The organism is Erwinia sp. AnSW2-5, from assembly GCF_045107195.1.
GTDB lineage: Bacteria > Pseudomonadota > Gammaproteobacteria > Enterobacterales > Enterobacteriaceae > Erwinia.
In genome coordinates this window covers 26,361-40,639 of sequence record NZ_JBJGXA010000031.1, presented here as the reverse complement: position 1 = coordinate 40,639, position 14,279 = coordinate 26,361, and the positions used below count along the sequence as shown (strand labels likewise).

Below are 14,279 nucleotides of genomic sequence, written 5' to 3'. Positions count from 1 at the left end.
CTTAGTAACGTTTCAGAATCGGTAGTAACAGCACGCAACCCAGCCCCGCCATCACCACCAGAAAGAGCAGGCCGCTGTCCATGCTGTGGGTCCCGGCAATCATTGCCCCCATCAGCAGTGGCGCCAGCGCCCCGGCAAAATTACCCAGTCCGTTAAAAATTCCCCCCGCCGTGGCGCTGATACCCGAGGGCGTCACTTTCGCCAGCAGCACAAAGATGTTCGGCGCACCAGCGCCCCACATAAAGGTGCTGAAACTCATGGCGGCCATCACCAGCCAGGTTTGTTGCAGATGCAGCACTGCCAGCAGGCCAAGTGCTGCGCCGCCCAGCGAAATAAAGCAGGCCAGCGCGCGGCGATCAACGCGGTCAGAAAGCCAGGCACCCAGGCCTTCTCCCAGCAACATGGCGATAAACGGTAACGAAGACAGCCAGCCGACATCACTGAGGTGGATACCGCGCCCCTCAACCAGGTAGCTGGGCAGCCAGCCGTTGATACCCCAGAGGTAGGTCAGAAAGGCAATATTAAACAGACAGATAATCCAGAAATGCCCGCTGCGATACAGCTGTCTGCGCGCCAATTTACGTGGCTGACGGGCCTTGTCTGATAGCGGTGCCCCCTGTCGAACATGACGCAGCGCCACCCATACCCAGCCCAGCACCGGTAACGTCAGCAGCGCCATCACCCAGAAGGTGCTCTGCCAGCCAAAATGGGTAAGAAGATACAAAGAAAGTGGAAAGCCAATGGCCGCCCCGATGGGGGTGCCCAGCAGCCACAGCATGGTGGCGCGTGCGTGGAGATGCTGCGGAAAATTGTGGCGTACCACGGCAAAAGCCAGCGGGAACAGCGGACCTTCTGCCACCCCCAGCGCCACGCGCAATATCAGCATGGTGTTATAGGAATGGCACAGGCCCATCGCAACCATCAGCAGGCACCACAGCATCATCATGCCCGTCAGCAAATACAGCGGTTTAATGCGGTCCCCCAGCCCGCTTAACAGCACCGAAGAACAACCGTAACTAAGCAGAAATGCGCTCATTAGCAACCCCAGCCGGGTGGTATCAAAACTCAGTCCCATCGCCTGCTGGAAGTCCGGGTCGGAAAACAGTGCCGCAACACTGACCTTGTCAAAAAAGGCCAGCAGTACGCAGGCAAACAACGCGAATGGAATCGACCAGCGAACCACTTCGCTGCTTTGCGGCTGAGTCGCATCGGTTGCGACAGGCTGAGATTCAAATGTGCTCATCGACAGGGCCTCCGGTTAGCGCAGCGACATCAGCGAGAAATGGGGATCGGCAAGCTGTGCGGCATCCAGCGGACGGCGGGAGGCCATCCAACGTTTCGCCAGCTTGATGCTGCGCGCGTCGTTAAACGCCACCAACTGTTGTAAACAGCGGTCTTCACCAAGACGGAACCACAGGGGACCACCCGGCTGCGTGCGCATGACCGTGGTTCCACCCGCTGCAGGTAGCCCGAGTATCTGTATGTTGACGTCATATTGATCCGACCACAGCCACGGGAGGTCCTGGTAAGGTGCAGCCTGCGAATCGAGCATGGCCTGCGCCGTGGCAATGGCCTGATTTTGCGCAAAAGCCCAGGACTGAAGAGAGAAGCCCCACTGCGGATGACAGGCAACATCCCCGGCGGCAAAAATGGCCGGATCGCTGGTACGGCCCTGTTCATCCACTACGATGCCGTTGCTCACAGCCAACCCAGCCTGCTGCGCGAGTTCAAGGTTAAGCTCAATGCCAATGCCGACCACCACATGGTCAAACGGCTGTGCCGCAGTGTGGGTGCTGCCGATCTGCGGCAGCGCCTGCTGCTGACTGAGCTGGATATCACCGCAGTCGAGATGTAGCTCAACACCATGCTGCTGATGCAGCGCCAGCAATGCCGCAGAGACAGCCGGGTCAACGCTGCGCTGACACAGCGCAGGCTGACGTTCAAAGACGGTCACCGCGATGCCGTTCTGACGTGCCGATGCGGCAATTTCCAATCCGATCCAGCCCCCCCCCACCACCGCCAGCCGCCGACAATCGGCGAATGCCGCGCGGAGGGCCAGTGCATCATCCCAGCTGCGCAAGGCATGAATACGCGGCTGATGTTGCCACGCGCCCCCCGGCAGGCGCGGACGGCTGCCGGTAGCTATCAGCAATTGATCATAAGGCAGCCTCTGACCATTACTGAGCATGACGCACTGCTGTGAGCGCATAATCTGTTCGGCACGCAGTGGGCGATACCAGGTCAGATCCAGCGCTGCCTGCGCCTCTTCACTAAACAGGCGTGTCAGTGACGGAGCCGACCCCGACAACACGCTTTTCGACAGCGGCGGACGTTCATAGAAGTCCCAAGGTTCGTCGGCCACCACACTGATAGGTCGATCGTAACCTCCCTCACGCAGAGTTTTCGCCGCCCAGCCCGCCGCCTGGCCTCCGCCGATAATCACAATACCGCTGCTCACAGAACCTCCGGCTGCTGCTGGCGGCGGGTGGTGTAGTCAATTCCACCCTCCACTGCCCATTCGGTAAAGGAGACCAGCGAATGCTCAAGCTCACGTGGCTGCCAGCGCTCAGTCAGCCAGTCATCGTTGGTGTAATACTCGAATGCCCCCCCGGTTGGGCTGTTGACGTACCAGAAATAGGCCGACGAGACCGGATGGCGGCCAGGACCGATAAAGGTGCTCCAGTGCTGTTTGTTCATCGCCAGCCCACCGCCGATCACCTCATGAATATCGCGCACATTAAACGCCACATGATTAAGGCCACGCTTGCCGGAGGGCAGCTGCAACAGGAACAGAGAGTGATGGCCACCACGCTGCTCAGCGCGCAGGAATACCGCGCGGTTGATATAGCGATCGGAGACGTGGAACCCCAACACCTCGCGATAGAAGCGTTCGGTTGCCGCCAGATCGTTTACAAAGAACACCACATGACCAATATTGATCGGCGTGGCATACGAGTAGACCGGACTGGGTTGATCGATCCGGCGCATATCGCCCCACTGGTTAAGAGGCAGGACGGGCAGAGAGACCTCCTGCTGACGGCTGACTTCAATACGCAACGCCATGCCGTTTGGATCGCAGCAGTAGAGCGCGTCGTTCAACTGCTGAAAGGAAGTATGCCCCTGCAGTTTCTCTGCGATCCTGGCCAGCGCCGCACTGTCGCGAACACCCCATGTCACCCGCCGCAGGGTTGATCCTGATTCAAAAGCCTCAGGCAATTCCCCACAGTCCAAGGGATAAAGCGCAATCTGTGCACCGCTTAACGTATGGAAATGATGGCGCTGGCCACTTAACGGCGACAGCCCAAAATCCGTCATAAACTTGCTGCACAGCGCCAGATCCTCAACGCCAAACTCCAGTTTCTCAATTCCGCAAACGCTCATGATTTTTGCCTCTTTTTTGGTCAATTTTCTGAATTTCGGCGAGCAGACACCCCGTCGCGCTTCGCGCAACGTCACAGGTCAAGGTCATAACGGGTTAACCGGCCCGGGAAAGATGCCCTAAAAGGCCGGAGATTTTCGCGGCGGCCTCCGCCACCATCTGCTGTAAACGCACGCGGTCAGTGAGCGGGATTTCTCCCATCGGCACCATAATGCTGACCACCGCACTCACCCGGCCACTGCGGTTGAAAATGGGATACACAATTGACGAAATGCCCCCACGGAAGAAAGATTCGCCAATAACATATCCGCATTTTTTATCCTGTTGCACCATCTCCCACAGCGCGTCACGAGCCTGCAACGTGCCGCGTTCTCCACCCGGCAACAGCACTTCAGGATAGAGCAGGTCAAAGCTGCTGCGGTCGAGGTCGGTCAACAGCATCCTGCCAAGGGAGGTGCGGTGTACCGGAAGCCGGGTGCCTACGCTAACCTGGTTAATTTGTGCTCCTGCGGCACTCACGCGGGCGATGTAGATCAGATCCCTCCCGTCGCGGATCGCCAGATGGCTGCTGCACTGGCTGCAGTCGCGCAGTTGCTCAATGACCGGCTGCCCGGCCCGGGCCACATCCAGCGAAGCGATATACTCAAATCCCAGCCGCAACACCATCATGCCGAGGCTGAAGGTGTTGGTGCGCGGATTACGCTCCAGAAAACCAAGATGCTCCAGGGTCTGCACCACGCGATACGCGGTGGCTTTAGGCATCGGGACCAGGCGATGCAGCTCCGTGAAGGTCATTTCACGCTGCTGTTCCCCAAAGGCCAGCAGCAGCTGTAAACCGCGATCCAGCCCAGGCATCAGGTAGCGACAGCCCACTTCTTCAGACATAGTGCTCCCCGCCTATCAATTAAAGACAAAACCACCATTTACCGGCAGCAGTTGCCCGGTCACGAAGTCGGCCAGCGACGAGAGCAGCCATATCACACTGCCACTGACATCCTGCGGATGCTGTACCCCACTCAGCGCCCGGCCCTGCTCATAGAGCTGATGGCGGGCGGCAGGCACAGAGTCTGTCGCTGTCACCCGCGTCAAACCGGGTGCGATGGCGTTGACACACAGCCCACGTTCACCCAATTCGCGCGCCATTGAGCGGGTCATCGCGATAACAGCCCCCTTGCTGGCCACATAGGCCATCAGATTCGGCGCCCCCCACAGGGGGGTATCCGACGCCACGTTGACGATTTTTCCCCCTCGCGGCATCAGTGGCACCGCGGCTTTCGACACCAGCCAGCTTCCGCGCACGTTGACCTGCATCACCCGGTCCCAGAGTGCAATGTCATACTCCAGCATGTTTTTACCGCCCACGCCGGTTGCCAGCGCCGCGTTGTTGACCAGGCCATCTATCGGTCCCTGCTGACCCAGAGTACTGAAAACCTGCTCAATGGCCTGCGGGTCAGCAATATCCAAAACAGCATGTTCGACCTCTCGCCCCTGCAGACGTAAACGTTCTGCACTTTCAGCCAGCTCATCGGCAAGAATATCGAGCATCACCACCCGTGCCCCCTGTGCGGCGAGATCCTGGGCGAACTGCCAGCCCAGCCCACGCGCAGCACCAGTGACGACAATTCGCCGCCCTGTCAGCAAACCGGTCATTACTGCGCCTCCGGCGTAGCGGCAAGCTGCGACAGCTGCTGTTTCGCCGCTTTTTGCATGATGCGGCGCAGACGCGACAGACCGACGTCGTGTTGATAGAGGTATTCATGCTCGCGGGCTGCCGGGGCCATTGATTCAAGGATCACCCGATCCTGTTCCAGCACGTCCCAGTGCAATTTTTCCAGGCGATTGCGATAGAAAAAGCGCCACATATCACGCTGCCAGCCCTCAACCTGGCGAATACGCCAGAAGAACACCCGGCAGTGGTCGCGATCTTCTGGCACCACCATGCCAACGATCCAGAAGGGCCCACCCGGCCCGAAGCGCTTCTGATAGGGAATCGACAACCGCATCCACTGCGCACCGCTTTCACCAAACTCCACCCAGTCGAAGTTGACCCCTTTCTGCCCCTCTTTCTGGAACAGGAAGCCGGTGTCAGTGGCCTGTAGCGCCATATCTGCCTTGCGATCGCCTTCCGCCATTGAATGCGATGAAGAGTGGAGGTAAGTGCCATGCATTGGATCCATGACATTTTCCAGCGCGTACTGATAATTACAGTCCCAGGAAGCAGTACAGAGAAAGTGGCTGTAACTGTCGCTATCGGCCAACTCCTGAGGAAACACCAACTCCTGCGCGGGGTCGTCACGGGTCACACCAAACCAGATAAAGATTGCTCCGTGGGCTTCCTGCACGTTGTAAGTGCGTACACACTGCTCGCCCACCAGCGGACAACGATCCACCGCCGGAACATCTTTCACCGTACCGCTGCCGGCCACTTCCACTCCGTGATACCAGCAGGCAATGCGATCCCCCAGGTTCCAGCCCATCGACAGACGCGCGCCGCGATGGGGGCAGCGGTCTTCCAGCGCCTGAAGTTGGCCTTCCGCATCACGCCACACCACAATCTGCTGCCCGAGTCGCGTAATGCCCACCGGTGCCGAATGCACCTCCCAGCTTGCCAGCACCGGATACCACAGACCGCGCAATCCTTCGTCGAGATACTGCTGTACGTTCGTCATAGGTCACTCCCTGTTCAGTCGCCGTTTACCCGTAAAAAATCGCGGAAGCTGTCTTCCGTCCACGGATTGCCGCGGCGGTCAAATACCCGCTGCTGGTTAAGTGCCGGAATCAGATGTTCCAGCGTGTTGATACCCTGATCGAACAGGGTTTCCAGCGCGGTAATTAACGTGAATTCAAAAGGTTCAGGCTCTCGTCTTCGTGTCTGCCAGATAATATTGCGGTACTGGCCGGGACGATGAATCGCACCGTTCCCGCCCTCTTTCGGCGGAATAAACTGCCAGCTTTCAGGAAGCTGCGGGTTATATTCAGGTTGATGGCTCATTGCGATTCCTCCTCTGTCATCCAGCTAATTTGCAGCTGGGTATCGACCATGCGCAGCGGGTAACGTTTCAGGTCACGCCCGCCGGGTTCGCGCAGGCAGCGACCTGTTTTAATATCAAATACCGCTTCATGCAGTGGACACTCGACCTTTCCATCCTCGACAAAGCCCTGGCTCAGCAAGGCGTAGGCATGCGGGCAGACATCCTCCAGCGCGTAATACTCACCGTCGACCAGATAAACACCGATCTCCCGTCCATCGATATTGCCCGCGAAGGGAAAGTCAGCCTGTACCTGCGAAATATCACAGATGTAGTTCCAGCTCATTGCTATTGCTCCTGCCAGTTGTTTCAAGTGCGAAACATTATTTCTTATCTAATGCGATCAATATAGAATGGCAAGCTAATGCGTCAATAGGCGATATTTGCGGAATAGGATTTTCATGGGGTTTATTTAATACAACTGTGAAAAGGATCGCAAAATATAGTCATTAAAATAAAACCACGGAATCTCACTCATGAAACTTTATGATAAAAACACATAAAAATCATAAACATAAAAAAATAATGCAATTATTAAAATATCATTGGTTACGTTCAAATAATCATCTTTAAACGTCAAAAAAATTATCGTAACTTCACCAATGGAATAACCAGATAATACTATTATTGGATTCTTTTGAATATTCTTAGAAGGGGGTTAATCACCCGGAGGAATCGCTGACTCCTCCGGAAAAACAGATATTAGCCTTTATTGGCAGCCTGTACGTGAAGCATATCCAGCGCCAGGCTGGCAGCCGCCAGCGCCGTGATATCGGACTGATCGTAACCCGGTGCGACTTCCACCAGATCCATCCCGACGATATTCATCCCCTGTAAACCGCGCACCAGCTTGCTGGCTTTATCGCTGGTCAAGCCGCCAATCACTGGTGTTCCGGTGCCAGGGGCATGTGCCGGGTCCAGGCAGTCGATATCGAACGTCAGATAAATTGGCAGATCGCCGACAATCGCCTTCACCTGCGCCAGAATATCATCCACGCTGCGATCATTGACCTGAGCAGCATCCAGCACATTGAAGCCCAGAGACTTATCAAACTCGGTACGAATACCAATCTGTACAGAATGCTCAGGCGAGATCAGCCCTTCTTTCGGCGCCGTATAGAACATAGTGCCGTGGTCAAACGTCGGACCATTAGAATAGGTGTCGGTGTGCGCATCAAAATGAACCAGCGCCATCTTACCGAACGTTTTCGCATGCGCGCGCAGCAGTGGCAGCGTGATGTAGTGGTCGCCGCCGAAGGTCAGCATACGTTTGCCGTTGGCCAGCAGTTTTTCCGCATGCGCCTGCAATTTGTCGCTCAGATCCTGAGAATCGCCGAAAGCGTAAACCAGATCACCGCAGTCAATCACATTCAGGCGCTGACGCAGGTCGAACTCCCACGGCCAGCGACAGCCTTCCCACGCCAGATTGGTAGAGATCTGACGGATAGCGCCAGGGCCAAGGCGGCTACCAGGACGGCCCGAGGTGGCTGCATCAAATGGAATACCGGTAATCACCCACTCAGCATCGCTGTCGTAAGGCTGGAAATTGACCGGAAAACGCATAAAACCGAAGGCATTAGAAACCAGCGAGTTATCGTACTGATTACCCAGGGTGTTATTCATAGCAACTCCTTTAATGATAAAAAAATCCCTGCCCCGTCGTTGACCCGACGGAGAAGGGATTCATTAATTCAACAGATTAGCTGGCATGATCGGGCCAGACTTACTCGTCTTCTAAATACGTGTAGCCATACAGGCCTGCTTCAAACTCTTCCAGGAACTGCGCACGCAGCTCTTCATCCAGATCGCTTTGCTTGATCTGGTTACGGAAGTGCGTCAGCAACTCTGCCGGGTTCAACTGCACATACTCCAGCATATCGGCCACGGTATCGCCTTCGTCGGAGAGCTGCACTTCCACCGAACCGTCGGCAAAAGCAAACACGTCTACCGCTTCGGTATCCCCGAACAGGTTGTGCATGTTGCCCAGAATCTCCTGGTAGGCACCGACCATAAAGAAGCCCAGCATCGGCGGATTATCAATATCGTATTCCGGCATTGGCATGGTGGTGGCAATGCCATCACCGTCAATGTAGTGATCGATAGTCCCGTCCGAGTCACAGGTAATGTCCAGCAGCACCGCGCGGCGTTCAGGCACCTGATTCAGCCCTTCCAGCGGCATCACCGGGAACAGCTGATCGATACCCCAGGCATCCGGCATCGACTGGAACAGCGAGAAGTTGACGTAGATCTTATCCGCCATACGTTCCTGCAGCTCATCGATAATCGGACGGTGCGCGCGGTTGCTAGGGTCAAGGTGCTGCTGAATATAGTGGCAGATGCTGAGGTACAACTGCTCGGCCCAGGCGCGCTGAGTCAGATCGTAAGTCCCCTGCGAATAGCCGGTGTGGATATCGAACAGATCCATCTGACTGTCATGCAGCCATTCACGCAATGAGCGGCGGTTGCTCGGCTCATGCATCTCCTGCCAGGTGTCCCACATACTGACAATCGGGCGCGGGGAGTCTTCCAGCGGCGGCTGAGGCTCGCTGAATTCGTTACGTTCCACACCGATAATGTTGGAGACCAGCACCGTATGGTGCGCAGTTACCGCTCGGCCAGATTCCGTAATCACCGTTGGGTGCGGCAAGTCGTGTTCTTCACAGGCATCACCGATAGCCCAGATCACGTTGTTGGCGTATTCATTCAGACCATAGTTAACGGAACAGTCACTCTGCGAGCGCGTGCCTTCATAATCCACACCGAGACCGCCACCCACGTCAAAGCACTGGATGTTAACGCCAAGTTTCGCCAGCTCGACGTAGAAGCGCGCCGACTCGCGCACACCTGTCGCAATATCACGAATGTTTGCCATCTGAGAACCCAGATGGAAATGCAGCAGTTGCAGGCTTTCCATACGGCCCGCTTCGCGCATAATCTCGACCAGCTTCAGCACCTGGGTCGCGGACAAACCAAACTTGGATTTCTCTCCGCCGCTCGACTGCCATTTGCCGGAACCCTGCGAAGCCAGACGCGCACGAATCCCCAAACGTGGTACCACGTTCAGGCGCTCGGCTTCTTCCAGAACCAGCTTCACTTCGGTCATCTTTTCCAGTACCAGATAGACCTTGTGGCCCATCTTCTCGCCAATCAACGCGAGGCGGATATATTCACGGTCTTTATAGCCGTTACAGACGATCACCGAACGCGTCATCCCGGCATGGGCCAGTACTGCCATCAGCTCGGCTTTGGAACCCGCTTCCAGCCCCAGTGGTTCACCGGAGTTGATCAGGGATTCGATCACGCGTTTATGCTGGTTAACCTTGATCGGATACACCAGGAAGTAATCACCGCGATAGCCGTAAGATTCACGCGCACGTTTAAAGGCGGCGTTAATCGAGCGCAGGCGATGCTGTAAAATTTGTGGGAAGCAGAACAAGGCTGGCAAGCGCTGGCCTTCGGCCTCACGCTCTTTCACCAGTTTGGCGAGATCGACACGTGCTTCCGGCACATCAGGATCGGGGCAAACACTGATATGGCCCAGTTCGTTCACGTCGTAGTAGTTATTACCCCACCAGGCAATATTGTAAGTCCGCAGCATTTTGCTGGCGTCCAGGTCGCTCATGGCAACCTCCTGCATGGAACGGAGTCCGCCCTGTTCGCCTGCTGACGAACCCTTAATTGTCTTCATGTCGTCAGACATTTCGATCCTCGAATTTCATTGATGCGAAACAGAAAACTACTATCGCAGGGAAAACCCGCGACAACAAGCCATCGACTGGCGGGTTAGTCAGCACAAAACGCTGAAATTCCGCACCGAACAACCCCTTAAGTATAACATTATGCAAAATCTTAATGTGCACAATGCGCCCTCTGTCATGAAAATTTGACACGTTGAACATTAATTGAAAATTTCATTAAAGAAAAAACGCTGGCAATCCGATTAATGAGTAACCTAGAATAGCCGTCCAGATGTTAATCCGTCTAAACTGGTTAACTTCTATACCCTAAATAACTCGAGTTGCAGCAAAGCGACAAACGAGTGAAGCCCGATGAGCTTACGCTGGTAAGTGATTCGGGTGAACGAGAGCAGTTAACGTAGCTGCAACTTGAAGTATGACGGGTATAAGTGTCTTGTTTGTACTGCTCATGGCTTTGCCTGTGGGGGCGTCAAGTCTGAGTTTCCAGACTGGTTTCCGGTCCTGGCGCATGCAGTCGATTTTCAACCCGTTAGAGTCAAGGTAAAGAATAAAATGGCTAAACACCTTTTTACATCCGAGTCCGTATCAGAAGGACATCCTGATAAAATCGCCGACCAGATTTCTGATGCTGTGCTCGATGCCATCCTCGAGCAAGATCCGAAAGCTCGCGTGGCCTGCGAAACCTATGTGAAAACCGGAATGGTTCTGGTTGGCGGTGAAATCACCACCAGCGCATGGGTCGATATTGAAGAGATCACTCGTCAGACCGTGCGTGATATCGGCTATGTCCATTCCGATATGGGCTTTGATGCCAACTCTTGTGCCGTACTGAGCGCGATTGGCAAGCAGTCTCCCGACATCAACCAGGGCGTTGACCGTACCGACCCACTGGAACAGGGTGCTGGCGACCAGGGCCTGATGTTTGGCTACGCCACCAACGAAACCGATGTCCTGATGCCTGCGCCGATTACTTACGCACACCGTCTGGTACAGCGTCAGGCTGAAGTGCGTAAAAGCGGCAGCCTGCCGTGGTTGCGCCCGGACGCGAAAAGCCAGATCACCTTCCAGTATGACAATGGCAAAATCGTGGGTATTGACGCGGTAGTCCTGTCGACTCAGCACTCCGAAGACGTTTCGCAGAAAGATCTGCAGGAAGCGGTAATGGAAGAGATCATCAAGCCGGTTCTGCCTGCTGAGTGGATCAACGCCAACACCAAATACCATATCAACCCAACAGGCCGTTTTGTTATCGGTGGCCCAATGGGCGACTGCGGTCTGACCGGGCGTAAAATCATCGTTGATACCTACGGCGGCATGGCCCGTCATGGCGGCGGTGCGTTCTCAGGTAAAGATCCGTCAAAAGTTGACCGCTCTGCCGCCTACGCAGCACGTTACGTGGCGAAAAACATCGTGGCGGCTGGCCTGGCCGATCGTTGCGAAATCCAGGTTTCCTACGCTATCGGCGTAGCAGAACCGACCTCCATCATGGTTGAAACTTTCGGCACAGAGAAAATCTCTACCGAACAACTGACCCTGCTGGTGCGTGAGTTCTTCGACCTGCGTCCCTACGGTCTGATACAGATGCTGGACCTGCTGCACCCGATTTACCGTGAAACTGCAGCATACGGTCACTTTGGTCGCGAACATTTCCCGTGGGAAAAAACCGACAAAGCTGAACTGCTGCGTGATGCTGCTGGCCTGAAATAAACGCAAGCCTGAAGTATCAGGGGCACCTTAGGGTGCCCTTTTTCATTCCTGCAAGACCCTCGCACACGATCGTCAGTGATAACGATTACACTAAATAACTTGTTATTTTTCTTAGTTTTATAATAAACAACATCTTCAAACAAATCCTAAAATGCGCTATTTTCAGCGCTATCCGATAGCCGTTCATTATAAAAACGGTTAAAGCTATAAAGTGCTATGACTTACTGGTTACAAAGGGTTACAGCGGGATAAAAAGTGTTTTCCAGAAATTTCCCAAGTGTAAGCGATTACACCAATGTGATCTGGAGCACAGTCTGCTGCACCAGGGTTTCCTAACATCTATAACAACAACATACGGTACTACTTAATGGAGGCGACCATGCCTGATAATAAAAAACGCAGCAGGACATCGAACAAGGCCATGACCCTGTTTGTCTGTTTCCTCGCAGCACTGGCAGGCCTGCTGTTCGGCCTGGACATCGGTGTTATCGCCGGCGCATTACCCTTCATCGCGAAAGACTTTAGCGTTACCCCTCATCAACAGGAGTGGATTGTCAGCTCAATGATGTTTGGTGCCGCCATCGGTGCCGTCGGCAGCGGCTGGATGTCGTCCTACCTCGGGCGTAAAAAAAGCCTGATGATCGGGGCCGTGCTGTTCGTGATGGGTTCCCTGTGGTCGGCCTTCTCCCCTAACCCGGAAATGCTGATTGTCGCCCGCGTACTGCTGGGCCTGGCGGTGGGTGTCGCATCGTATACGGCTCCACTTTACCTGTCTGAGATTGCCCCGGAGAAAATCCGTGGCAGCATGATCTCGCTGTATCAGCTGATGATCACCATCGGTATTCTCGGTGCTTATCTGTCAGATACCGCGTTCAGCTATACCGGCGAATGGCGCTGGATGCTCGGCGTGATCACTATCCCGGCACTGCTGCTGCTGGTCGGTGTGTTCTTCCTGCCGAACAGCCCGCGCTGGCTGGCGGCGAAAGGTGACTTCCGCAGCGCACAGCGGGTACTGGACCGCCTGCGCGATACCAGCGAACAGGCAAAACGTGAGCTGGATGAAATTCGCGAAAGCCTGAAGATCAAGCAGTCTGGCTGGTCGCTGTTCAAAGACAACAGCAACTTCCGTCGCGCAGTCTATCTGGGGGTGTTGTTGCAGGTGATGCAGCAGTTCACTGGCATGAACGTCATCATGTACTACGCACCAAAAATCTTCGAAATTGCCGGGTTCACCAACACCACCCAGCAGATGTGGGGAACGGTGATTGTCGGTCTGATTAACGTGCTGGCCACCTTCATCGCAATTGGCCTGGTGGATCGCTGGGGCCGTAAGCCAACGCTGATCCTTGGCTTTACCGTGATGGCTGCCGGTATGGGCGTGCTGGGCACCATGCTGCACGTGGGGATCCACTCAGAAGGCGCGCAATACTTCGCGATTGCGATGCTGCTGATGTTTATCGTTGGTTTTGCCATGAGTGCCGGTCCGCTGATCTGGGTTCTGTGTTCAGAAATCCAGCCGCTGAAAGGACGTGATTTTGGCATCACAGTGTCGACCGCGACCAACTGGATTGCCAACATGATCGTCGGGGCCACCTTCCTGACCATGCTGAACAACCTTGGTAACGCGAACACCTTCTGGGTGTACGGCGCACTGAACCTGTTCTTCATTGTTCTGACGCTGTGGCTGATCCCGGAGACCAAAAACGTCTCGCTGGAGCACATTGAGCGCAATCTGTTAGGCGGTAAAAAACTGCGTAATATTGGTCAGCGCAACTGAAGCTTCAGTAACGAGTCAGACCTGCCATAACAAGCGGGCCAGCGATGATGCTGGCCCGTTTTCTTTAATAGCGCCAGAAGATGCCAGCTACCGCTTGAATTGCCCGGTGTCGGCCCGTATTCTTGCCATCATGAAATCCCACAGACTCCCCATCGCCCTGCAACAGGCCGTTATGCGTCAGCTGCGTGAAAAATTACAGCAGGCCAATGTTCGGCTGGAGCGCAACTATCCCGAGCCTGCACTGGTCTATCAGCAGCGCGGAACCGCAGCCGGAACGGCCTGGCTACAGCACTGGGAAATCCGCCTCAATCCGGTGCTGCTGCTGGAAAACCAGCAGGCGTTTGTTGATGAAGTCGTTCCCCATGAGCTGGCCCATCTGCTGGTATGGAAATACTTCGGTCGCGTTGCCCCACACGGTAAAGAGTGGAAGTGGATGATGGAAAGCGTCCTCGGCGTTCCCGCCCGCCGTACCCATCAGTTCGAAGTGGAATCTGTGCGCAGTCGGGCTTTCCCCTATTTCTGTCGTTGTCAGCAGCATCAGCTGACGGTCAGACGCCACAATCGGGTAGTGCGCGGTGAAAGCGAATACCGCTGCCTGCATTGCGGCGACCTCCTCAAATCCGGTGACTTCCAGAAATCTTAAAAACAGTCTGATGTGACTGAAAACCAGGCAATTTAAGACGCATATC

General features: G+C 55.2%; 14 protein-coding genes. 3 read left to right on the top strand and 11 right to left on the bottom strand.

Annotated features, from left to right (window positions below; genetic code table 11):
* Nucleotide 1: 1 nt before the first annotated feature.
* The 11 genes from ACFL9S_RS18360 to ACFL9S_RS18310 form a co-directional block, all read right to left on the bottom strand.
* Nucleotides 2-1,243 carry an MFS transporter gene (locus ACFL9S_RS18360; RefSeq protein WP_405263304.1) on the bottom strand — a complete coding sequence of 414 codons (1,242 nt, stop codon included), beginning with the start codon at nucleotides 1,241-1,243 and terminating at the stop codon, nucleotides 2-4.
* A 15-nt stretch (nucleotides 1,244-1,258) separates the two neighbouring features.
* Nucleotides 1,259-2,458 (bottom strand): NAD(P)/FAD-dependent oxidoreductase, encoded by a 1,200-nt coding sequence (locus tag ACFL9S_RS18355; protein ID WP_405263303.1) that lies wholly within the window; start codon nucleotides 2,456-2,458, stop codon nucleotides 1,259-1,261.
* The gene (locus ACFL9S_RS18350) at nucleotides 2,455-3,381 is read right to left on the bottom strand and encodes a VOC family protein (RefSeq protein WP_405263302.1); all 927 of its coding nucleotides are present in this window, start codon (nucleotides 3,379-3,381) and stop codon (nucleotides 2,455-2,457) included. The genes ACFL9S_RS18355 and ACFL9S_RS18350 overlap by 4 nt, the downstream gene beginning before the upstream one ends.
* A 94-nt stretch (nucleotides 3,382-3,475) precedes the next feature.
* Complete coding sequence (locus tag ACFL9S_RS18345) at nucleotides 3,476-4,264, bottom strand: IclR family transcriptional regulator (protein WP_405263301.1); 789 nt, start codon at nucleotides 4,262-4,264, stop codon at nucleotides 3,476-3,478.
* Nucleotides 4,265-4,279: 15 nt separating this feature from the next.
* Entirely contained in the window at nucleotides 4,280-5,029 is a 750-nt protein-coding gene (locus ACFL9S_RS18340) for an SDR family oxidoreductase (RefSeq protein WP_405263300.1), read from the bottom strand.
* Complete coding sequence (locus tag ACFL9S_RS18335) at nucleotides 5,029-6,048, bottom strand: Rieske 2Fe-2S domain-containing protein (RefSeq protein WP_405263299.1); 1,020 nt, start codon at nucleotides 6,046-6,048, stop codon at nucleotides 5,029-5,031. Before ACFL9S_RS18335 ends, ACFL9S_RS18340 begins: the two co-directional genes overlap by 1 nt.
* A 14-nt stretch (nucleotides 6,049-6,062) precedes the next feature.
* Nucleotides 6,063-6,371, bottom strand: coding sequence for a recombinase-like helix-turn-helix domain-containing protein (locus tag ACFL9S_RS18330; protein WP_405263298.1), 309 nt, complete (start codon nucleotides 6,369-6,371; stop codon nucleotides 6,063-6,065).
* Nucleotides 6,368-6,694 carry a non-heme iron oxygenase ferredoxin subunit gene (locus ACFL9S_RS18325; protein ID WP_405263297.1) on the bottom strand — a complete coding sequence of 109 codons (327 nt, stop codon included), beginning with the start codon at nucleotides 6,692-6,694 and terminating at the stop codon, nucleotides 6,368-6,370. Before ACFL9S_RS18325 ends, ACFL9S_RS18330 begins: the two co-directional genes overlap by 4 nt.
* Before the next feature lie 416 nt (nucleotides 6,695-7,110).
* Nucleotides 7,111-8,031, bottom strand: coding sequence for an agmatinase (gene speB / locus ACFL9S_RS18320; protein ID WP_133846170.1), 921 nt, complete (start codon nucleotides 8,029-8,031; stop codon nucleotides 7,111-7,113).
* Nucleotides 8,032-8,131: 100 nt separating this feature from the next.
* Nucleotides 8,132-10,108, bottom strand: a complete 1,977-nt coding sequence (gene speA, locus ACFL9S_RS18315) for a biosynthetic arginine decarboxylase (protein WP_405263296.1) — start codon at nucleotides 10,106-10,108, stop codon at nucleotides 8,132-8,134.
* On the bottom strand, nucleotides 10,101-10,307 hold the full coding sequence (locus tag ACFL9S_RS18310; RefSeq protein ID WP_405263295.1) for a virulence promoting factor: 207 nt from the start codon (nucleotides 10,305-10,307) through the stop codon (nucleotides 10,101-10,103). The genes speA and ACFL9S_RS18310 overlap by 8 nt, the downstream gene beginning before the upstream one ends.
* A gap of 351 nt (nucleotides 10,308-10,658) precedes the next feature.
* On the opposite strand from ACFL9S_RS18310, the gene metK reads away from it, so the two are divergent.
* The 3 genes from metK to ACFL9S_RS18295 all read left to right on the top strand — a co-directional run bounded on the left by metK (nucleotide 10,659) and on the right by ACFL9S_RS18295 (nucleotide 14,233).
* Complete coding sequence (gene metK, locus ACFL9S_RS18305) at nucleotides 10,659-11,813, top strand: methionine adenosyltransferase (RefSeq protein WP_405263294.1); 1,155 nt, start codon at nucleotides 10,659-10,661, stop codon at nucleotides 11,811-11,813.
* Nucleotides 11,814-12,192: 379 nt separating this feature from the next.
* Nucleotides 12,193-13,590 carry a sugar porter family MFS transporter gene (locus ACFL9S_RS18300; RefSeq protein ID WP_405263293.1) on the top strand — a complete coding sequence of 466 codons (1,398 nt, stop codon included), beginning with the start codon at nucleotides 12,193-12,195 and terminating at the stop codon, nucleotides 13,588-13,590.
* A 130-nt stretch (nucleotides 13,591-13,720) separates the two neighbouring features.
* Nucleotides 13,721-14,233 carry a SprT family zinc-dependent metalloprotease gene (locus ACFL9S_RS18295; RefSeq protein ID WP_405263444.1) on the top strand — a complete coding sequence of 171 codons (513 nt, stop codon included), beginning with the start codon at nucleotides 13,721-13,723 and terminating at the stop codon, nucleotides 14,231-14,233.
* The last annotated feature ends 46 nt before the right edge of the window (nucleotides 14,234-14,279 follow it).

Coding starts and splice junctions, on each gene's coding strand:
- ACFL9S_RS18330 (WP_405263298.1), bottom strand. CDS start 6,371: ATGAGCCATCAACCTGAATATAACCCGCAGCTTCCTGAAAGCTGGCAG.
- ACFL9S_RS18340 (WP_405263300.1), bottom strand. CDS start 5,029: ATGACCGGTTTGCTGACAGGGCGGCGAATTGTCGTCACTGGTGCTGCG.
- ACFL9S_RS18345 (WP_405263301.1), bottom strand. CDS start 4,264: ATGTCTGAAGAAGTGGGCTGTCGCTACCTGATGCCTGGGCTGGATCGC.
- ACFL9S_RS18350 (WP_405263302.1), bottom strand. CDS start 3,381: ATGAGCGTTTGCGGAATTGAGAAACTGGAGTTTGGCGTTGAGGATCTG.
- ACFL9S_RS18325 (WP_405263297.1), bottom strand. CDS start 6,694: ATGAGCTGGAACTACATCTGTGATATTTCGCAGGTACAGGCTGACTTT.
- speA (WP_405263296.1), bottom strand. CDS start 10,108: ATGTCTGACGACATGAAGACAATTAAGGGTTCGTCAGCAGGCGAACAG.
- metK (WP_405263294.1), top strand. CDS start 10,659: ATGGCTAAACACCTTTTTACATCCGAGTCCGTATCAGAAGGACATCCT.
- ACFL9S_RS18335 (WP_405263299.1), bottom strand. CDS start 6,048: ATGACGAACGTACAGCAGTATCTCGACGAAGGATTGCGCGGTCTGTGG.
- speB (WP_133846170.1), bottom strand. CDS start 8,031: ATGAATAACACCCTGGGTAATCAGTACGATAACTCGCTGGTTTCTAAT.
- ACFL9S_RS18300 (WP_405263293.1), top strand. CDS start 12,193: ATGCCTGATAATAAAAAACGCAGCAGGACATCGAACAAGGCCATGACC.
- ACFL9S_RS18295 (WP_405263444.1), top strand. CDS start 13,721: ATGAAATCCCACAGACTCCCCATCGCCCTGCAACAGGCCGTTATGCGT.
- ACFL9S_RS18310 (WP_405263295.1), bottom strand. CDS start 10,307: ATGTTCAACGTGTCAAATTTTCATGACAGAGGGCGCATTGTGCACATT.
- ACFL9S_RS18360 (WP_405263304.1), bottom strand. CDS start 1,243: ATGAGCACATTTGAATCTCAGCCTGTCGCAACCGATGCGACTCAGCCG.